At 64.1% G+C, this 18,866-nt stretch carries 22 protein-coding genes, 1 tRNA gene, 1 other RNA gene and 2 pseudogenes; 17 read left to right on the forward strand and 9 right to left on the reverse strand.

What is annotated here, in order from left to right:
- Nucleotides 1-207: 207 nt before the first annotated feature.
- Nucleotides 208-894, forward strand: coding sequence for a rhodoquinone biosynthesis methyltransferase RquA (rquA, locus tag J0L98_RS11875; RefSeq protein WP_296412002.1), 687 nt, complete (start codon nt 208-210; stop codon nt 892-894).
- A 24-nt stretch (nt 895-918) separates the two neighbouring features.
- Here rquA and J0L98_RS11880 read toward each other — a convergent pair whose 3' ends face one another.
- Genes J0L98_RS11880 through cbiB form a run of 5 tightly spaced genes read right to left on the reverse strand, consistent with a single transcriptional unit; the run spans nt 919 to nt 5,582 of the window.
- A complete protein-coding gene (locus J0L98_RS11880) occupies nt 919-1,722 on the reverse strand; it encodes a cobalamin-binding protein (protein WP_296412003.1) in 804 nt (267 codons plus the stop codon).
- Nucleotides 1,723-1,751: 29 nt separating this feature from the next.
- A complete protein-coding gene (locus tag J0L98_RS11885) occupies nt 1,752-2,777 on the reverse strand; it encodes a hypothetical protein (protein ID WP_296412004.1) in 1,026 nt (341 codons plus the stop codon).
- Nucleotides 2,774-3,658 carry a cobalamin-binding protein gene (locus J0L98_RS11890; RefSeq protein ID WP_296412005.1) on the reverse strand — a complete coding sequence of 295 codons (885 nt, stop codon included), beginning with the start codon at nt 3,656-3,658 and terminating at the stop codon, nt 2,774-2,776. The genes J0L98_RS11885 and J0L98_RS11890 overlap by 4 nt, the downstream gene beginning before the upstream one ends.
- A gap of 21 nt (nt 3,659-3,679) precedes the next feature.
- Nucleotides 3,680-4,651: a threonine-phosphate decarboxylase CobD gene (gene cobD / locus J0L98_RS11895; protein ID WP_296412006.1), complete on the reverse strand. Its 972-nt coding sequence runs from the start codon at nt 4,649-4,651 to the stop codon at nt 3,680-3,682.
- Nucleotides 4,644-5,582, reverse strand: a complete 939-nt coding sequence (cbiB, locus tag J0L98_RS11900) for an adenosylcobinamide-phosphate synthase CbiB (RefSeq protein WP_296412007.1) — start codon at nt 5,580-5,582, stop codon at nt 4,644-4,646. The genes cobD and cbiB overlap by 8 nt, the downstream gene beginning before the upstream one ends.
- 39 nt (nt 5,583-5,621) lie before the next feature.
- Between cbiB and J0L98_RS11905 the strand changes: the two genes are divergently transcribed.
- The 4 genes from J0L98_RS11905 (at nt 5,622) to ssrS (ending at nt 7,907) form a co-directional block, all read left to right on the forward strand.
- Complete coding sequence (locus tag J0L98_RS11905) at nt 5,622-7,133, forward strand: cobyric acid synthase (RefSeq protein ID WP_296412008.1); 1,512 nt, start codon at nt 5,622-5,624, stop codon at nt 7,131-7,133.
- Nucleotides 7,134-7,164: 31 nt separating this feature from the next.
- A complete protein-coding gene (locus J0L98_RS11910; protein WP_296412009.1) occupies nt 7,165-7,392 on the forward strand; it encodes a hypothetical protein in 228 nt (75 codons plus the stop codon).
- 1 nt (nt 7,393) lies between these two features.
- Entirely contained in the window at nt 7,394-7,690 is a 297-nt protein-coding gene (locus J0L98_RS11915; protein WP_296407402.1) for a cell division protein ZapA, read from the forward strand.
- Nucleotides 7,691-7,725: 35 nt separating this feature from the next.
- A non-coding RNA gene (ssrS, locus tag J0L98_RS11920) (6S RNA) lies at nt 7,726-7,907 on the forward strand.
- Nucleotides 7,908-8,008: 101 nt separating this feature from the next.
- Here ssrS and J0L98_RS11925 read toward each other — a convergent pair.
- Nucleotides 8,009-8,392, reverse strand: coding sequence for a c-type cytochrome (locus J0L98_RS11925; RefSeq protein ID WP_296407406.1), 384 nt, complete (start codon nt 8,390-8,392; stop codon nt 8,009-8,011).
- 212 nt (nt 8,393-8,604) lie between these two features.
- Between J0L98_RS11925 and J0L98_RS11930 the strand changes: the two genes are divergently transcribed.
- Nucleotides 8,605-8,681 (forward strand) — tRNA-Arg (locus tag J0L98_RS11930).
- A 124-nt stretch (nt 8,682-8,805) separates the two neighbouring features.
- On the opposite strand, the gene J0L98_RS11935 is transcribed toward J0L98_RS11930, so the two are convergent.
- Complete coding sequence (locus tag J0L98_RS11935) at nt 8,806-9,057, reverse strand: helix-turn-helix transcriptional regulator (RefSeq protein WP_296412010.1); 252 nt, start codon at nt 9,055-9,057, stop codon at nt 8,806-8,808.
- A 136-nt stretch (nt 9,058-9,193) separates the two neighbouring features.
- Between J0L98_RS11935 and J0L98_RS11940 the strand changes: the two genes are divergently transcribed.
- The 4 genes from J0L98_RS11940 to J0L98_RS11955 all read left to right on the forward strand — a co-directional run bounded on the left by J0L98_RS11940 (nt 9,194) and on the right by J0L98_RS11955 (nt 12,365).
- Nucleotides 9,194-9,427: a hypothetical protein gene (locus J0L98_RS11940; RefSeq protein ID WP_296412011.1), complete on the forward strand. Its 234-nt coding sequence runs from the start codon at nt 9,194-9,196 to the stop codon at nt 9,425-9,427.
- Nucleotides 9,420-10,658: a site-specific integrase gene (locus J0L98_RS11945; RefSeq protein ID WP_296412012.1), complete on the forward strand. Its 1,239-nt coding sequence runs from the start codon at nt 9,420-9,422 to the stop codon at nt 10,656-10,658. Before J0L98_RS11940 ends, J0L98_RS11945 begins: the two co-directional genes overlap by 8 nt.
- Before the next feature lie 115 nt (nt 10,659-10,773).
- Nucleotides 10,774-11,622 (forward strand): metal-dependent phosphohydrolase, encoded by an 849-nt coding sequence (locus J0L98_RS11950; protein ID WP_296412013.1) that lies wholly within the window; start codon nt 10,774-10,776, stop codon nt 11,620-11,622.
- A gap of 140 nt (nt 11,623-11,762) precedes the next feature.
- Nucleotides 11,763-12,365, forward strand: coding sequence for a hypothetical protein (locus J0L98_RS11955; RefSeq protein ID WP_296412014.1), 603 nt, complete (start codon nt 11,763-11,765; stop codon nt 12,363-12,365).
- Here J0L98_RS11955 and J0L98_RS11960 read toward each other — a convergent pair.
- Nucleotides 12,353-12,514 carry a hypothetical protein gene (locus tag J0L98_RS11960; protein WP_296412015.1) on the reverse strand — a complete coding sequence of 54 codons (162 nt, stop codon included), beginning with the start codon at nt 12,512-12,514 and terminating at the stop codon, nt 12,353-12,355. The genes J0L98_RS11955 and J0L98_RS11960 overlap by 13 nt on opposite strands.
- An 11-nt stretch (nt 12,515-12,525) precedes the next feature.
- Here J0L98_RS11960 and J0L98_RS11965 point away from each other — a divergent pair.
- Nucleotides 12,526-12,704: pseudogene (locus J0L98_RS11965) on the forward strand (IS3 family transposase); the annotation flags it as partial.
- Nucleotides 12,705-12,850: 146 nt separating this feature from the next.
- Here J0L98_RS11965 and J0L98_RS11970 read toward each other — a convergent pair.
- Entirely contained in the window at nt 12,851-13,084 is a 234-nt protein-coding gene (locus J0L98_RS11970; RefSeq protein WP_296412016.1) for a helix-turn-helix transcriptional regulator, read from the reverse strand.
- A 180-nt stretch (nt 13,085-13,264) separates the two neighbouring features.
- Here J0L98_RS11970 and J0L98_RS11975 point away from each other — a divergent pair, with 180 nt between their 5' ends.
- The 6 genes and pseudogenes from J0L98_RS11975 to J0L98_RS12000 form a co-directional block, all read left to right on the forward strand.
- Nucleotides 13,265-13,915, forward strand: a complete 651-nt coding sequence (locus J0L98_RS11975) for a hypothetical protein (RefSeq protein WP_296412017.1) — start codon at nt 13,265-13,267, stop codon at nt 13,913-13,915.
- A 30-nt stretch (nt 13,916-13,945) separates the two neighbouring features.
- Entirely contained in the window at nt 13,946-14,320 is a 375-nt protein-coding gene (locus J0L98_RS11980; protein WP_296412018.1) for a hypothetical protein, read from the forward strand.
- Between the two features lie 150 nt (nt 14,321-14,470).
- Nucleotides 14,471-15,130, forward strand: a pseudogene (locus J0L98_RS11985) (ISAs1 family transposase); the annotation flags it as partial.
- 113 nt (nt 15,131-15,243) lie between these two features.
- Complete coding sequence (locus tag J0L98_RS11990) at nt 15,244-16,452, forward strand: DUF6361 family protein (RefSeq protein ID WP_296412019.1); 1,209 nt, start codon at nt 15,244-15,246, stop codon at nt 16,450-16,452.
- 1 nt (nt 16,453) lies between these two features.
- Nucleotides 16,454-18,241 (forward strand): phospholipase D family protein, encoded by a 1,788-nt coding sequence (locus J0L98_RS11995; protein ID WP_296412020.1) that lies wholly within the window; start codon nt 16,454-16,456, stop codon nt 18,239-18,241.
- On the forward strand, nt 18,238-18,866 hold a 629-nt coding region (locus tag J0L98_RS12000), incomplete at its 3' end, for a DEAD/DEAH box helicase family protein (RefSeq protein WP_296412021.1). The genes J0L98_RS11995 and J0L98_RS12000, both read left to right, overlap by 4 nt.

The raw sequence follows: 18,866 nt of genomic DNA on the forward strand, positions 1-18,866 counted from the left end.
AGGTTTGCCGGGACAGCCCATCATTACGGCCCGGCTCCGGACGGGTTGAGGCTGGGGAGGAAATATTTCCGCGATGCAACAAATTTGCGCGGAAGACCTCCCCGCCGGGCGCTCATCGCCGTATCATCTGGTCGAGAAGCAGACCGGACGCGGCTTTCGGGCCTCCAACCGGCACTGCGGCAGATCCGACTTCAGCCAGGCCAAGCCATGCGTGAATCCACCTCTGCGGTCCCCCGCGAATTGCCGGACTACCTCCGGGATACCTACACCTGGGCCTATCTCGATCACCGCACCCTCCCCTGGCTGGACCGACCGGTGGTGGTATCGGCGATCCTGTGGGGCAATGCCGGTCGGCTGATGAGTCGGGCGGTAAGTGAGTTCAAGCCCGGTCAGCAGGTGCTGCAGGCCGCCGCCGTATATGGTGACTTCTCACCCCGTCTGGCCCGCCAACTGGGCGAGGGCGGAGAACTGCTGGTTCTCGATGTCGCCCCCATCCAGATCGCCAACACCCGCCGCAAGCTGGCCCGCTGGCCGCTCACCACCCACGCCCAGGTGGCGGATCTCACCGAGCCGGTGGGGCGCCGCTTTGACGGCGTGTGTTGTTTCTTCCTGCTCCACGAGGTTCCGTCCACCGCCCGTCGCTGCATCGTGGCCAACCTTCTCGACGCCGTGGAGCCGGGCGGCAAGATCGTCTTCGTGGATTATCACAAGCCGCTCTGGTGGCATCCCATGGGGCCGGTGATGGCCTTGGTGTTTCGCTACCTGGAGCCGTTTGCCAATTCGCTGCTGGATGAGTCCATCGAAACCCTGGTGCCGGAAACAGCGGATTTCGAGTGGCACAAGGAAACCTTCTTCGGCGGGCTGTACCAGAAGGTGGTGGGAATCCGCCGCTGAGGCCGCCACCAGGCCCACCCCGGATCAGCCTGTCAGCCTGTCCAGGCACGCCGCGATGGCGGGCAGGCCTTCACGGATGGCCGCCGGGCCGGGGGCCAGCAGGATGGCCGACTTGATTTCATGCACCTGGGCGTTGCGCACCGCCGGGATGGCATCCCAGCCGGGCCGGGAGGTCACGTGGCCGGGCTGGAAGTGCTTGCCGCACCACGAACCGATGATGAGGTCCGGCGCCCGCGGAATGACCACCGATGCATCCGCGAGGATGCGTTCCTTGGCGTTGGGATGCACCGACAGCTCCCCGAAACAGTCCTCACCACCGGCAATGCCGATCAGCTCCGACACCCAGCGGATACCGGTGATCAGCGGGTCGTTCCACTCCTCGAAGTAGACCCTGGGCCGCCGACCCAGCCGCGCTGCGCGAGCGTCGCCCGCAGCACGCACGGCCGCGATGCTCTGCTCCAGTTCGGCCACCAGCGCCAGGGCACGGGCCTCGGCCCCCACCAGGCGGCCCACCGTCTCGATCATCGCCAGGATGCCGTCCACGCTGCGATGATTGAACACATGCACGGCCACGCCGGCCTTCACCAGGTCACGGGCGATCTCGCCCTGCAGATCGGAAAAGGCCAGCACCAGATCGGGCTCCACCGCCAGGATGCGTTCGATTTTGGCGCTGGAGAAACCGCTGACCTTGGGTTTCTCCTTGCGTGCCCGGGGCGGATGGGTGGTGAAGCCGGAGATGCCGGCGATGCGGGCTTCCTCACCCAGCAGGTAGAGCACCTCGACGGTTTCGGTGGACAGGCAGACGATGCGCTGGGGCAGACGGGACATGGGCGTTTCCGGGAAGTGAGCGGCGGTGTTCAGCGGGGAAAGGGGGACGGGCAGGCCTGGCGGTCCCGGGCCGGGTTGCATAGCTGCACTGCGTCCAGGAAGGCCTCGGCGGCGAGCCTGGGCTCCCGCGCCGCTGCCAGCACGGCATCCGCATCCCCGGCCGGAAGGCGCCAGGCGCGCTGCACCACGTAGAGCCAGTCCGGCCCTTCGATGGCCTTCACCACGGCCAGCTCGGCATAGTTGGTGTCAAGTACCCGGGGACACACCAGGAAAGTCTGGGCCACCACGCCATGGGGGGCGTTGGCACCCGGCGGCAGCAGACTCACCTCGCCGGCGGGCACGCCGCAGCGCGTCGCCCGGCTGCGCTGCATGCCCTCCAGGAGCATCAGGGCCTGACCACTCGACTTGCTGCGCGGCAGGCCCTGCACGGAGACGAGCTGGGTCCACTCGCGGAGCGTCTCGCCCAAGGGAACAAAGTCGGCACCCCAGCCCCTGGGGGAGCTTTCATTCGCCGCAGGCAGGGTGTCAGGGGGCAAGGGCAGATTTAGCCAGCGCACGCCACCGGCGGCCTCCTCCTGGCGGCGTGCGGCGGCCAATTCGCGCAGACGACGGTAGGGTGGATCGAGTTCGCTCTGGAATTCGGCCCCGGCTTCATCGACCACGATAACCCGGGACGCGCCCTTCTCGAAGCGATACCACACGTCGTATTGGCGAAGCGCCCCACAGGCACGCACCGTCCATCGCTCAAGGGCATGGTGCGCCTTGCCGGAACGGGTTTCGAGGAGGTCGGGCGCGGCCTGCACCGTATCGGTGACAGTGACGTCCCGGCACGCCGGTTTGGCGCGGGCCTCCTGGGCGCGGATGGCGTCGAGCACCTGGCGCTGCGCTGCGGCCATGCGCCAGGCACCGGCATGGCCCGGCACCACACGCTCGTCCGCCGGAATGGCCGCCACCTGGCCGATGCGGGTGACGATCTCGCCGGGTAGGGGCCCGGGCTCGGCGGCCCGGACTGTTACGGTCGAAAGGGCAAGCACGACGGCAAACAGGGGTTTCATCGCCGTGACCGGGCCTCTTCAAGCTGACCGCACAGGCGCTCGGCGCCGTCGAGGATGCGCGGCGTGTGGCGCTGGATCTGGTCCGGCGGGATGAAGAACAGGTTGCCGCGGCTGACCGCCTGCAGCTTGGTCCATTGGCGCCAGTCGTCCAGCCATTCGGGCCGGGCCTCGCCCATGCCGCTGGCGACGATCACCTCCGGCGCGGCGGCCAGCACGGCCTCGGTATCGATGGTGGGGGCCAGCACCGGCAGACGGGCGAAGACATTCTCGCCGCCACACAGGCGGATCACGTCGGAGATCAGGTGTTCGCCGTTGATGGTCATCAGCGGGCGGTTCCAGATCTCGTAAAAGGTGCGCACCTTGGGGCGACTGGCGTACTTGGCCTGCAGGGCGGCGTGGCGCTCGCGAAAAGCCTTGGCGGCAGCTTCCGCCACCGCGTCGGTGCCAGCCAGCTTACCCAGCTGCGACAGGCTGCGGGCCACGTCCTCGATCTTGCGCGGCTCATTGATGAACACCGGGATGCCCAGCCCGCGCAGCTTGTCCAGGTGGGCTTCCCGGTTGCCGCTCTTCCAGGCCACCACCAGGTCAGGCTTGAGGGCCACGACCTTTTCCATATCCACCGAGGTGTATCCGCCCACACGGGCCACCTTCTTGGCCGCCTCCGGGTAGTCGCTGTACTGCACGACGCCCACCACCTTGTCGCCGGCCCCGGCGGCGTACAACAGCTCGGTCACGTGGGGCGCCAGACTGACGATGCGACGGGCGGGCTGGGCCAGGCGAACGTTCTGCCCCTGGTCGTCGGTGACATCAACGGCAGCGCTGGCAGCGCCGATCAGGCCGGCTGCCAGCATGAGGCCAAAGGCCAGAAGGGTGTGCTGCATGGGGCGGATCTCCCGGTGGAATCAGGTTTCGGCGAGGGCTGCGGCGAGGCGGGCCCATTGGGATTCGGACGCCGGCAGGCCGAAGCGCAAGCCGCTTGGTGCCTCGAACAGCCGGGTCAGGATGCCCTTTGCAGCAAGGGCCTCGTGGATGGCCTGCGCGTGGGGAGTCGGACGCCACTGGAACAGCGCAGTTCCCGCGCCACCGGCCAGACCATGCTCATCAAGGAGACGGGCAAGCCGACGACTGTCGCGGGCCAGGCTGCGCCGGGCTTCGGCCTGCCAGGCCTTGTCCGCCAACGCCGCCGCCGTCACCTGACGGGCCGGGCCCGACACGGCCCACGGCCCGAGCCGTTCCGCCAGCGCATCCAGCACGGCGGTCTCGGCAAAGACAAAGCCCACGCGCGCGCCGGCCAGACCGAAAAACTTGCCCACCGAGCGCAGCACCACCAGGCTGGGCAGGCCGGCGAGGGGCACCAGGCTGTCAGCCGGCTCCACATCAATGAAGGCCTCGTCGACGATCAGACAGCCACCTCGGGCCGCCAGCTCGGCGTGCCAGGCGAGCAGCCGGGCCCGGGGGAAACGCTGACCATCCGGATTGTTGGGCTGGACGAGGAGCAGGATGTCGGCCTCACCCAGTGCGGCGGCGATCTCCTCGGCGGCGACGGCCCGGATCTGATGGCCACGCCACGCATGGGGATGTTCCGCGTAAGTCGGCGCCAGGGTGAGTACCCGCCCCGGCGCAAAGCAGGCCGGCAGCGCCTGGATGGCGGCCTGGGAGCCCGCCACCGGCAGCAGATGGGGGCTACCGTAATACGCTGCGGCGGCCGCCTCCAGTCCGTCGTCCGTCTCGGGCAGGCGCTGCCATACCTCCGGCGCCAGCAGCGGCGCAGGGTAAGCATGCGGATTGATACCGGTGGACAGATCCACCCACTCCGCCAGCGGAATGCGGTAGCGCCGGGCAGCCTGGCGCAGACGCCCGCCGTGTTCAAGCATGGATCAGGGCACTCACTCCCGCCACGGCCAGCACCCACAGCCACACACTGTTGTTGACCAGGGCCAGGGCCTTGTCAATGTCGGTGCCCCGGGCCGGAGCGCCGGCCCCCAGGGGCGGGCGGCTTTCGAGCTGACCATGGTAGATCGCCGGACCACCCAGGCACACATCCAGGGCGCCGGCGCCGGCCGCCATCACCGGGCCTGCATTGGGGCTGTCCCAGGCCGGCGCCTGGGTGCGCCAGCAACGCAGTGCGTTGGCGGTGTGGCCGAGCAGGGCATAGCTCAGGGCCGTGAGCCGGGCCGGGACAAAGTTGAGCACATCGTCGATACGCGCGGCAGCCCAGCCAAAGCGCAGGTAGCGCTCGGTGCGGTAGCCCCACATGGCATCCAGGGTATTGGCCAGACGGAACATCAAGGCACCCGGCCCGCCCAGCAGGGCAAACCAGAACAGGGCACCGAAGACCGCGTCATTGCCATTCTCGAGCACGGACTCCACAGTCGCCTTGGCCACGCCGGACTCATCCAGCTCCGCCGTATCGCGGGAGACGATCCAGGACAGGCGCTGGCGGGCACCGGCCAGATCGCCCTGCACAAGAGGTGCCGCCACCGCCCGCGCATGCTCGGCCAGGCTTCGCCCCCCCAACGCAAAGTAGAGCAAGCCGATGTCGAGGGCCAATCCCAACCACGCATCCGCCTCCCGCAATGAGCCCGCGAGGGCCACCCAGGGCAGCACGGCTGCGCTCCAGGCCAACAGACCAACACCCCGGTGATTGCCTAAGCGACGCAGGAGACGCTCGACAGCCGCTGCGTAGCGCCCGAACCCGACAAGGGGATGGAAGCGACGCGCCTCCCCCAGGAGACGGTCGAGCAAAAGGCCCAGCAGCATGGGCAGGACAACGGGAAACAGGGCGGCGAGGAGCAGGGCGAGCATGGGATAATCAAGGGCTTATTGCACCCTGGATTGTAAATCATGCGTCAAGCCCGCACCCTGATGGTTCAGGGCACCACCTCCGATGCCGGCAAAAGCACCCTGGTCGCCGGCCTGGCCCGCCTGCTGTGGCGGCGTGGCGTGCGGGTCGCCCCCTTCAAGCCCCAGAACATGGCCCTCAACTCGGCGGTGACAGTGGACGGGGGCGAGATCGGCCGGGCCCAGGCCCTGCAGGCCATTGCCGCCGGCCTGGAGCCCCACACCGACATGAACCCGGTGCTCCTCAAGCCCTCCACCGACATAGGCGCCCAGGTCATCATCCACGGCCGCGCCGTGGCCAACCTGTCGGCGCGGGACTATCACAACTACAAACCCCGGGCCATGGCCGCCGTGCTGGAGAGCTACGCCCGCCTCGCCGACGCCTACGAAGCGGTGCTGGTGGAAGGCGCCGGCAGCCCCGCCGAGATCAACCTGCGTGACCGCGACATCGCCAACATGGGTTTTGCCGAAGAAGTGGACTGCCCGGTGATCCTGGTGGCCGACATCGACCGGGGCGGCGTCTTCGCCCACCTGGTCGGCACCCTGGACCTGCTCTCCCCCACCGAGCAGGCCCGCGTCAAAGGCTTCGTGATCAACCGCTTCCGGGGCGACATCGGCTTGCTGCAATCGGGCCTCGACTGGCTGGAAGCACGCACCGGCCGCCCGGTACTGGGGGTGGTGCCCTACCTGCACGGCCTCTTCCTGGATGCCGAGGATGCCCTCGCCGATGCCCGTGCCGAAAAGGGCGAGGCCCGCCTGCGCGTCGTCGCGCCGGTATATCCGCGCATCTCCAATCACACCGACCTGGACGCCCTGCGCCTGCATCCGCAGGTGGACTTCAGCTGGGTCGGCCCCGGCCAGCGCATGCCCCCGGCCGACCTGATCGTGCTGCCCGGCTCCAAGGCCGTGCAGGCCGACCTGGCCTGGCTGCGCCAGCAGGGCTGGGAAGAATCCATCAAACGTCACCTGCGCTACGGCGGCAAGGTGGTCGCCATCTGCGGCGGCTACCAGATGCTCGGCCGCCAGCTCCACGACCCGCTGGGGCTGGAAGGCAAACCCGGCAGCGTGGCCGGCCTGGGCCTGCTCGACACCGAGACCGAACTCGAGGCCGAGAAGCAGTTGCAGACCGTGACCGGCAGCCTGTGCCTGCCCGGTGGCGCCCCGGCGAATGGCTACGAGATCCACATGGGCGTCACCCGCGGCCCGGCCCTGGCGCGGCCCGCCGTACAGCTCGCCGACGGGCGTGCCGACGGGGCGCTGTCGGAAGACGGCCAGATCCTCGGCACCTACCTCCACGGCCTCTTCGACCACCCGGATGCCCTTGCTGCTCTCCTCGCCTGGGCCGGTGTCAGTGATGCGGAGCGGATTGATCTGTCGGCCCGCCGCCAGGCCGACCTGGACCGGCTCGCCGACAGTCTGGAAGCCAGCCTTGATCTGCCCCGCCTGGCCGCCTGCTTCGGCCCAGGCATTGCTGCCGATGCACTCCTGGCCGCCGCCCCCGCCAAGCTTGCTTGACCGCTCAACCGCCGCTCTCTACCATTCCCCCATGGACGCCGATCTCGCCTCTCTCGAACAAAAGCTCGAACAATTGCTCAGCCGTCATGCCGCTGATCACGCCCGGCTGAACAGCCAGTACGCAAGCGCGCTAGCCGAAAAACGCGCATTGCAGGAGCGGGTCGACGCCCTGGAATCCGCCAATCGCGAACTCAATGACAAGCTCGGGCTGGTGGGCAGTCGCCTCGAAGCACTGCTCGCCCGCATCCCGGAGGCCTGATATGGAACAACTCGACATCAAGCTTCTGGGGCGTGAATACCGCGTCGCCTGCAAGCCCGAAGAGAAGGATGGGCTGCTGGCAGCCGTCACCTACCTCGACGAAAAAATGCGTGACCTGGCCGACAAGACCAATTCAGCCGGCGAACGCCTGGCCGTGATGACGGCCCTCAACATTACTCACGAATTTCTGCAATTTCAGCGTGCCGGCGGGTTTGACATCCCGACGCTCAAGCGTAGAATCGAACGCATCAACAGTCGTCTCGACGGTGCCCTGGCAGAGCAGGAAACGCTCTTCTAGCCCGGCCCGGGCGGCTGGGCAACACAGGTTTGATTAATCCCCTGCGGTGTTGGTCAAGGCTTAAAACTCCTTGAACCAATGTCTACGTGACATGGGTCGCTGCCCATTGAAACCGCTGGTGTGCGCGCTCCTCGTCGAGTGTGCCTGATGCGGAAGGAATGCGGCCCCCCTGAACTCCGGTTCAGGATGAAGGCCTGACGGCATGCGCGGGGGACCCAACAAAAAAGCGCAGATTTCGGTCTGCGCTTTTTTACGTCCATTTTTTGCGTCCTGCCCCGGCCCGCAGCCCGAAAGGCTACGAACCGGTACGGAGAAAACTCACTCCGGCGCCTTGAAGCTCGCGCCCGCCTTGTTGGCCAGGAAGGCCACGGCACGCTTCAGCTCATCATCGGTCAGGTCGGCCGCGCCACCCTTGGGCGGCATCGCGCCCTTGCCGGCAGCGGCAGACTTGGCCAGACCATCAAGACCTGCACCGAGGCGGGGGCCCCAGGCGCCCTTGTCGCCGGCCTTCGGCGCACCGGCAGCACCGCTGTCGTGGCAGGCGCCACACACGGAAGCGTAAATCTGCTCGCCCTTGCGGCTACCCGGAGCCGCCGCCGGGGCTGCCACCAGGGCAACGCTCGCGACCGGCTGGATCAGCTTGGCCGCCAGTTCTTCATCGACCGCGGCCTTCTTGCCACAACCCACGAGCTGGGTCGCCATCGCGGCAACACCAAGAGAAAGCGCAATCCGCGCATAGGAACGGACGGGGGAACAACGAAAATCCGACATGCTGAATTCCTCGAGAACGGGCAAGATTTAGTAAAGCATTGATTATAGCGGGGGTATCCGCTTTCTGTCAGGCAAAGCATGGACTCCGTCCGAGATTCGCGCTATTCTGCGCGCCTCGCAACGCAAAGTTGCCTGTACTCCGCGCGCCCGTAGCTCAGCTGGATAGAGTACTGCCCTCCGAAGGCAGGGGTCGAACGTTCGAATCGTTTCGGGCGCGCCACAAATTCAATGGGTTGGATCGAAAGATCCAGCCCATTTTTGTTTCCACTCCCCGCCGTGACCATTCTGTGACCAAAGTGCGACCAGCCTGTGACTGGCCGCGCGCCCTGGCCTCACCTCTCCCCTTACTTTTGAGTTGTGCTTCCCGTGACTTGATCGTCAGGGATGTGCTCGACCAGTTGCTCGATACGACAACGGAAGTAGGTACAGAGCTTGTCCAACACGTCCCCCGTCGGGTTGTACCCACGGTGGTTGGCAAGCTTGGAGAGGGTCATCCGGTGCACTCCGGTTGCCGCAGCGATCTCGACGAGCGTAACGACCCTGTTCTCCCGAAATTCTTTCTCTGCAATCAGCTCCTTGAGCCTGAACCTGAGCATGACTGTGGCTCCATAGCTGCATGTGATGCGTAAGAGTATCAAAAAAACTTGACAGGCTTCACAGCATGTCTACAATGAGCTTTGTGTGATGCTTTTACGCATCATACGAACTCAATAAACAACATGAGGTGACGCCATGAACAACAAAACCTACCTGACAACCGACGAGTTGTCTGAGCGCATCAAGTACGACTCTCGCACGATCAGAGAACGCCTGAAGGACAGCGTTCTGCTTGAAGGCATCCACTACTTTCGCCCTTTCGGCGGCCGGAAGATTCTGTACATCTGGGAAACGATCGAGCGCGACATGCAGCTCGCAGCCCCGAGCTTTGGCATCCCCATGGCAAACGGAGATGTGTGCCATGGCTAGTATTCAAATCCGCAAGGAGACGGGTTGCCTGATCATGGACTTCTACTTTCAAGGCTTCCGGTGCCGTGAGCAAACCGCTCTCACCGACACGGCTGCCAACCGGAAGAAAGTCCAGAAGGTCCTCGACCGCATCGAAGCTGACATCGCTGCCGGCACATTCGACTACCGTCGCTACTTCCCGGCCAGCAAGAACGCCGCGCGTTTCGACGCCGCACCGGCGGGGACCGCTACTGTGACCATGGCAGCACCAAGCGCACCCGTGGCCTCCCCGACGCCCCTCTTCAAGGACTTCGCGGAAACCTGGTACCTGGAGAAGGAAGTGGAGTGGCGCAAGTCCCATCGGATCACCATCCGTCGGGAACTCGACAGCCTGATTTCCCGTTTTGGGGAGATGGCGGTCGGCCAGATCACCAAGGCTGACGTACTTGCCTACCGCGCCGAACTCGGCAAAGTAACCGCGCGGGGCAAGGAAACCAAACTGTCTGCTGCACGGATCAACAAGATGCTGAACCCGCTTAGGCAAATCCTCAACGAAGCGGCCGACCGCTTCAATTTTCCCACGCCTTACCAGAACATCAAACAGCTTCGCATCAAGCGGACCGATGTGGATCCCTTCTCCCTTGAGGAGGTGAAATCGATCCTCACCACCGTACGCGAGGATTTCCGCGACTACTTCACCGTACGCTTCTTCACTGGCATGCGCACCGGAGAGGTGGATGGCCTCAAGTGGAAATACATCGATTTCGAACGCCGACTGATTCTGGTCCGCGAGACGGTCGTCCTCGGCGACGAGGAGTACACCAAGACCGACGGCTCTCAACGGGACATCCAGATGAGCCAGCTTGTGTTCGACGCCCTGAAGCGCCAGCACGCGGCGACAGGGAAACACTCGGACTTTGTCTTCTGCAACCGCCTGCACAACCCGCTGGATCACAAAAACGTGACCAACCGGGTCTGGTATCCGCTGCTACGTCATCTGGGCCTCAAGAAGCGACGCCCCTACCAGTGCCGCCACACGGCCGCGACCCTGTGGCTTGCCGCCGGCGAGGCACCGGAGTGGATTGCCCGGCAGCTCGGCCATACCACCACCGAGATGCTGTTCCGGGTCTACTCCCGCTACGTCCCCAATCTCACCCGTCGTGACGGCTCAGCCTTCGAGCGGCTGATCACTCAATCAATCGCCAGCCAGGCCCTGCCCGTTGAAGCGCTCAAGGAGAACTGCGATGTCTGAGGTCAAAGTCACTTTCAGTACGAGCCGCCTGCCGGGAGCAGATCAGGTTGTGGATCGGCTCCCACCGGTACTTCGCATTCAATCGATTGCGCGATTCCCCTTCGATGAGCGCCATATGCTGTGTCAGGCCGTTCTGTTTCACGATCAGGCAGGCCTGAAGGTGGAGTGGTTTTGCCGCCAGCCCGACAATCGACTGACGGCCGGCGCGCTGGTGTCGATCCGCTGGCTCGGTCGCCCAGTGTCGGCGACGGGCGCCATCCGGATCTCCCGCCTCGTCAAACTGGAGCGACCGGAAGCCAGCTTGAATCCCTTTGCCACCATCCCCCACAGTTGGGTCAAGGACAGACCTCTGGTGGCACGTGCAGCCCAACTCTGGGAAGGCCTGGGACGACCGCTCCAGCACCTCTTCAATGCGATCTTCTGGGACCACCACCGCTTCGAGCGCTATCTGGATGGACCGAGTTCTCTGGCGGGGCATCACAATGGACGCAACGGCAATTTCCGGCACGCGGTCGAAGTCGCCGAGCGGGCGCGGGCGCTCGCCAGCCATCATTCGGAAGCGCATCTTCCTGTCCTTCTCGCCAGCAGCCTGCTGCACGACGCCGGCAAGGCCGAGGAGTACCGTTTCAATGGTCGCCACCGTCGCTTCGAGATGACCGAACGCGGCACCCTCCTCGGCCACAAGCACACCGTGCTCGAGTGGATCGCCGCCGCCCGCGCCCAGCACCGGGTGATCGTGCCGGAAGCACACTATCTGGCGCTCCTGCACGCCATCACCGCCGCCAAAGGGGCGCCAGACTGGCTCGGGTTGCGCGAGCCGCTCAGCCTTGATGCCCACATCCTTTCCATGGTCGATCGCCTATCCGGCCAGGCAGATCTGGTCGCCCGCAACGCGCCGACACAAGGCGGGTTCGGTGCCTACCACCGGCACCTGGGCGGGCGGCCTTATGTCCTGAGGGAATGAACTCAGCCCGGATCGGCTGCAAGGCAAACGCTCAGTAGCAGGTCGCATCTTTCGCTTAGGGTTTGGGGACGATTCGCTATGCTGTTCATGACAGCGGACGTCCCGTCACTCCCCTCCCCCGACATCGCTTGGAGACGCTCATGAATCATCATGAGGACGACGCTCGTCCATCAATTCCGCCACTGCGTGGCACCCGTATTTCCCGTTCAGTCCTCCTCTCCAATCCACGGCTGATTGGGATCTGGAGAAAGCACTTCGACGAAACCAGCTGGCGCCTCTACGCCATCTGCGTCTTTGCTCCCCACGTCCTGGGCCAACGTTACGCTCTGGAAGAACCCCGGTACCTAAAGGCCTACGTCCAGCAGCAGGCCCGCAAGGTCGAGAACATGATCGGCTGGGCTCGGAAGCAGCTCGAAGCGAACGGCTTGCAGGAAGGTGAGCCAGGCGCATTGGAACATCTCGACACCGACATCCGCAGCCCTCTGGCCAATGCCTATGCCGATCTCTTCATCCGGGCAGATCTGGCAATCCGACTGCTTGACGCCTTGTGGGTGCAAGGAGGACTGACTGACTCCGGGCACCAGGAGAGAACGCGTGCAGTACACGGCGCGGCACTCGGGATTCTGGGGGAAACCCGAAGAGCTCATGCGCGGTGCCGGCACAGAATCGAGGTGCAATACCTCGGTCGTGAGGCTGCGGCGCCGACGGGCACTCGACCTAAACCGTCAGCTCACCCCTCCTGAAGCTGGGTGAGCAACTCGCGGAGTCGATCCGGGCTGCATCCGCCGAGAACGCGGATCAGTTCCGCCAGGTCGTCATCTGGCTCGTACAGGTAAGAGACAGGGACATGGAGTTCGGCGGCAAGGCGCTGGGCCATCTGCAAGTCGGGCACATGCTACATGTGCCTTGGCCACGCGTAAGCCCGAGAGCGTAATTCATCGCTCAGACCAGAGCAGTCGATACGCCTTCCGGCCTTCGGCCAGCACTGCCAAACGATGGGCGTGCTCCGATCAATGAGAAGCTGGGGCAACGCCTACGACGACGCAGAGGTCGAGAGCTTCTTTGGCAGCCTCGAGTGCGAGTGAATCGAACGGCGTAGCGTCAAGCCGCTACCTATCCACGGGATAGGGACAACTGCAGACTTCGGTCGCGCACATGAACTGCCGGACTCACCCATGCTGCCGCTGCGTGGAAATGTTCTGGGTAAAGACCAGCCAATATGACAACGCTATAGGCCAGCCTCATCCAGTAACTCTGATGCTTTGGCTCCGAGAGTGGAGGCCACAAGAATCAAGTTTCGCAGGGAGATGTTCTTTTCTCCCCGCTCAAGCACCCCAATGTACGTGCGGTGCAGCCCTGACTCGAACCCCAAGTCTTCCTGCGACCAGCCACGCACCTTCCTGCGGTTGCGGATGGCGAGGCCGAGTGCTTGTTCAGGCGTGGGAAGGAGTTCGGTGGTCACCCACCGAGTAAACCGTCATGCGCTCTTTGAATCGACACTCTAAAAGTAGCATAATGCCAATCGAGTTGGCTTTCCTTCGGTTGTTTGATTTCGGCCTCCAGGCTGCTTGGCAAAGAAGGAGTGAGGGCTCGTCAGGCTCCGGTACGCCTGCCCGTAGTGACTACCCCAGAGGATTCAAGATTGAAGAAACTGATACTGGCCACGGCCGCCGCCTCCCTAGCGGGCTGTGCTTCCATGCAGCCTACCTACCAGACTGAATCGACCTTCGTGATCTACGATGTGCAGCCTGCGAGTGTGGATCGCACCAGGTTGTTGAACGCCGTACTTGAAGCAGTTCAGAAGCACTCGAGTCAGGTGCGAGTGAACCGGGACATCCCACCTGCGGTGCTACCCGAAACCCCTGGGCGCTTTGAGCTGAAAGATCCGTTTGGCGGCACAAAGATGGGAGCCCTACTGGCAGCCCAAGCACAGAACGTACGTGTTCCTGTCTGCAAGGATGCGCTCATGACGCTGGCCTCGGACAGTACGAGCATGGCGCAGTACGGCGAGAGAACGAGCTTCTTCGCCTGCGTTCTGCCGTACAAGAGTGGCTACCAGATCGATGTTTATGCGACCTTTGTCAAAGCGAGTGGCGGGATGACTCCTCAGGCCCTCGGATCTGCGGCAGCCCGCTCCCTGGTCGGGGATTCAAGCCAGTTAATCCCCCGCGCGATGAACGATCTGCGCTTGGCGGCAGAGTCTGTTGGCGGAAAGGTGACTGTCGTGGACAGCTACATTCCAGAGTCCTTCAAGGGTGCATTTGTGAATCAAGCTGGCAGTGCCAGTAAGTGAAGAGCATCTGACGAGACGGAGTACGATGATATGGATAAGCGTGTCGTGGGGACGTTGTTGGGTATTGGGTGTATGTGGCTGTGGTTCATGCCCTGGCGTCAGTTCTCGATAGAAGCGTTTGACTTCTACCAAACGGGGAGCCACATGGGAGGCGTTGCGTACATGCTTCTCATGAGCTCCTTTGCCTACGCCGTACTGGCATGGTTTCCCCAACCCCTTCCTCGCATCATTGTGGCAGCCGTTGCGACACTTCTCGCGGGGCTCTTTTGGTTGAGCTACGGCGAGAGCGCAGCATGGGGATTGGTTGGTCTGTGTCTTCTCAGTGGAGTCAGCCTTATTGAGGCAATCCAAGAACATTCCACCTTCAAACGCACGGAGCAGGCCAAGGCATCGAAGGGGAGTTGATCCGATGAAGTCTCTTGTCTGTCATCGTTGGGCTCAATGCTTGGCGAAGTACTCTTTGGCAACGACATCACTTACATCCGCGTCCACGAAGTGTGGCTGTACCTGCCGGTGGTACTGGATCTGCTCTCGCTGCAGATCGTTGGTTGGTCGATGAGCGATCCGCGCAGCCCCCGGCAAGTCAGGCACGATCTGTCCGAATTGCTCACGGTAGCGGTGTGTGCGGTGCTGTGCAGCGCGGACGAGTTCTCCGACATCGAGGCGTGGGCCAAGGAACGTATCGACTGGCTGCGGGGCTTTTTATTGCTTGAGCACGGCATTCCCTCCCACGACACGTTTGGACGCGTGTTTGCAGCGATTAATCCGCACGAGTTCGAAGCTGCGTTTCGGCGCTGGGTCGGGCAGTTGATCCCGGCCCTTGGCGAGGATGCGGTGGTCGCCATCGATGGGAAGACCAGCCGGCGCAGCACGACCAAGGCGGCGGCAAGTCCCTTGCACCTGGTCAGTGCCTTCGCCGCCGACATTGGCCTCGCGCTCGGTCAGGTCGCGACAGCTGAAAAGTCCAACGAGATCGCGGCGATTCCCGAGCTGCTGGCGACGCTGGCGCTCGAGGGCTGTGTCGTCACCATCGACGCGATGGGCACCCAGACGGGCATTGCAAAGGCGATTCGTGACGGCGGCGCCGACTACGTGCTGTGCGTAAAGGACAACCTGCTGCGCCTGAACACGTCGCGCAAGGGCAGCATCAAAACCAAACGGATGCTGGCCGCCACCTCCGACACGTTTCGGGCTGAGCTGCTCGGTTTCATGACGTGGAGGTGCAATTGCCCTGGGCCTAACGGCCCTCTGCGGAATTGGCTTATCATCGTCTGGCTTGCGCCGGACGATGATAACGGGGTTTTTCAAGGGAATTTACGAAATAAAATATGCCTTCTTCATTGACCTGGCTTGATCACGATCACTCGGCCAGCGACCGTAGCCTGCGCATTCTGGCCTTGTTCAAGGAGAAGGAGAGCCGCGACGAACTCGGCATCGGCGGCATTCGCGACGCCATTGCCGATCGGCTCTTTCCCGGCACCTCGACGATTCAGACCCGCTTGCGCTACATGTTGCTCATACCCTGGATTTATGAGCGTCTGGAGAAGCGCCAGATCAAGAGCACCTATTTCCCCGCCCAGGCCCGTCAGGACGAGTTGGCTCTGGTGAAACCGCTGCTCGATGAACGGGAGGCCGGCGTCTTCGGAGCCCAGTCCGGCAGCGGGCTGAAGCGTCTTCCCAGCTCGGTGTATTGGTCCGGGCTGGGGAGTTGGGGAATCCGCCGCTTCGCAGGCTCCCAGCAGGAATACCATCGGGCCGTCGATGGGCTATATCGCCGCCGGGCGCACCTGCGACCGGGCCTCGACGATCGGCGTGACCCAGAAGACCGCCACGCCGATCCCGCCTCGCAGTCCTGGCATCCCAAGCTCCCCGCGCCACCCGAGGGTTTCCCCGGACAGCTCGACCTGAAGGTCACGCCGGACGAGGCGATTTTCCTGACCGACCGGATTACCGCGAGCTGCACCGACAGCCTCCTCGCCTGGCTGGTCCTCCACGCCCGGCCGGCCGATGTCGTGGAGCCCTGGTTGCACCCGCAATTCAGCGACTTCCCGCGGCCGATGCGGGAACTCCTGCAGCACGCCCGCCTGTTTGCCGACATGGTGGAGGGGGCCGCGCGGCTGTACAACCTTATGCTCGCGGAGTTGGCCGAAAACACCTCCCGCCGCGAAGCACACCGGCAAGCGCTGGCCGAGTGGGCGCAGGGCCTCGACACGACGGCGCTGGCCCACTGGTCGCTGGACGCTTTCTGGCACCAGACGGAGGGCTTCGGTCACACCATCACCTTAGCCACCAAGAACTTCGTCGAAACCTGGGTCGAGCGGGTGCGGGCCGACCCTGCCGGAATTGCCGACGATGAAGCCGCGCGCAGCCTCGTGCGTCACCGCGAAAGCGCCCTCAAGGGCGCCCGCTCGCGCTTTGTGAACCGCGGGGCGCTCGCCCAGTGGAGTGGCAATGCGGGTATCGGACGCCTCGTATATCGCTGGCCCACAGTGCGCACCCTGCTCGACGATCTGTTCGTCGCTAACGGAATGAAATGACATGCTCAGTCCCGATGATCGCAGCCTCGTCACGACGCTGCTGACGCCCCCCTGCGGCATGCTGCTCGACGCCGCCATCGCCACGACCTATACGCTCGACCCGGTCGCCTTGCTGACGATGCCTCTCCACCTAGCCTGGTTGGCCAGTGGTGAGGACAAGCGCCTTCTCGGCGATGGCATCCGGCTTTTCGAAGCACTCCGTCGGGTCGGAGAAAAACTGACGGTTTATGCAGACCGCGGACGCATCCAGGCACCAGAGCAGGCCCATCCTCTGTATTGCCTGCTCGAGTCGATGATCGTCGAAGTCCGTGCTCCGCGGGGTGGCGCCTTTCACCCCAAGATTTGGGCCCTGCGCTTCGTCACCCCTGACGCGGAACCCACCGTTTGCATTCGCCTCGCGATACTGTCCCGCAACTTGACTGCCGACCGCTCGTGGGATCTCTCCCTGCTGCTCGAGGGGGCGCCGGGAGGCAGTTACATCGCCACCAACCGCGAAATTGGCGAACTCGTCCGTGACCTCCCGAGCTTCGCGGTGGGCCCGGTCCCGAAAGCACGTGCAGACGAAGCCGCCCGCCTTGGTGACGAGATCCGTCGCACCCACTGGGAGCTGCCGGCGGGCTGGGACAAGATCCGTTTCCATGTGTTGGGGCGCAAAAGGCACGCGTGGTCGCTGCCTGAGTCGAAGCATCTGGCAGTGGTTTCTCCCTTTGTCACGGACGCGGCGCTGGCGGCGCTCTGCAAGACTTCCAAGACCCCTGTTGCGCTCGTGTCACGCTCCCCGGAGCTTGCCGCCCTGGCGCCCGCAACCCGCGCCCTTTTCGACCGCTGTCTGGTGCTTGAGGAAGCCGCCGAGTCCGAAGACGGCGAAGACTCCACCCGGCACGACACGCTCGGCCTGCATGCCAAGGCTTTGGTCTTGCGCTCTAGCTGGGATACCCGGCTCTTCGTTGGTTCGGCGAACGCAACGAGTGCGGCGATGCTGAACAGCATGAACATCGAAGTGCTGGCGGAACTCGTTGGAAAGAGCAGCAAGGTGGGGTGCGTCGAGGAACTGCTGGGCAGCAATGGATTTGGTGGCGTACTCACCGATTTCGACCCGGCAACGACCGTTCCGCCGGAGAACCACGCACAGATCGAGGCTGAAGCAGCCCTCGATGCAGCCCGTTGTGCATTGGTCGACGCAGCGTTGTTAGTGCACTGTGATCCGCACGCCGAGGACTGGCGCCTGAGTCTACGCACGGCTGCAGGGGTCGAGTTCGGGGGCGTGGAGGTTCATGCGTGGCCGCTTTCGCTTCAGGGTGCTCAGGCCGTAGCGGCCAGCGGCCTGGAAAAAGGTCTCGATGTCGATCTCGGTGTGACGGCCACCTCCGATGTCACCGGCCTGACCGGCTTCGTGCTCCGCAGGGATGGCGTCGAGACGCGCTTCGCCCTGAACCTGCCGCTGGAAGACCCACCCTCGGACCGCGACGGAGCCCTCGTCCGCCGTATCGTCCATAGCCAGGCCGGATTTCTGCGCTACCTGCTTCTGTTGCTCGGGGATGCGGAAGGCGGCGAAAGAGAGCCACCGGAGGAGGTGAAGAAGGGGAGGAGCTCGACAGCCAGCGGTGGTATGGGGCCGACCTTGCTGGAAGAGATGGTCCGCGCCTTCGCCCACGATCGCGCGCGCCTTGCCGACGTGAAACGCATCGTCGAGCGCCTGCAGGCCGGCGAAGCCGGAAACGACGTCGTTCCACCCGAATTCCTGGAGGTGTGGAGAATATTCCTGCAAGCCATGGAGGTAGCAGCATGACCCGCTTTTCGTCGGCGCAGGTGCTTGCGCAATTGAAGGATTTCCAGCGTCGCACGGTCGATCATGTGTTCCATCGCATGTATCTCGATGCGGCACCGACGCGGCGCTTCCTCGTTGCCGACGAGGTGGGTCTCGGCAAGACGATGGTGGCCAAGGGCATCATCGCGCGAACGATCGAACACCTCCAGGATAGCGTCGAGCGCATCGACATCGTGTATGTCTGCTCGAACAGTGCCATTGCGCAGCAGAACGTAGCGCGTCTCAAGGTGGACGGCGGGAGCGAATTTGCGCTGGCGAGCCGCCTGACCCTGCTGCCTACCGAGGTGCACAACCTGCGAAAAAACCGAGTGAATTTCGTCAGCTTTACCCCGGGCACCACCTTCGATCTCAAATCCCGCGCGGGCCTGATGCGGGAGCGGGTCGTGCTGTTCCGGATGCTGCGTGGCGAGCGCTGGCTCGACGCGGGGGGTTTGCTGAACGTTCTGCAGGCGACGGCCGGGCGTGAGCGCTGGCAGGAGTGTGCCTGCAAGGGAGAGCTCCCCCTCGACGCCGACCTGACGGAAGCTTTCTGTGTGAGCCTGCAAACGGATGAAGCCTTCCGGAAAAAACTGATTGATCTGTGCAG

The sequence above is a fragment of the Zoogloea sp. genome, assembly GCF_017302315.1.
In the GTDB taxonomy this organism is placed as follows: Bacteria; Pseudomonadota; Gammaproteobacteria; order Burkholderiales; family Rhodocyclaceae; genus Zoogloea.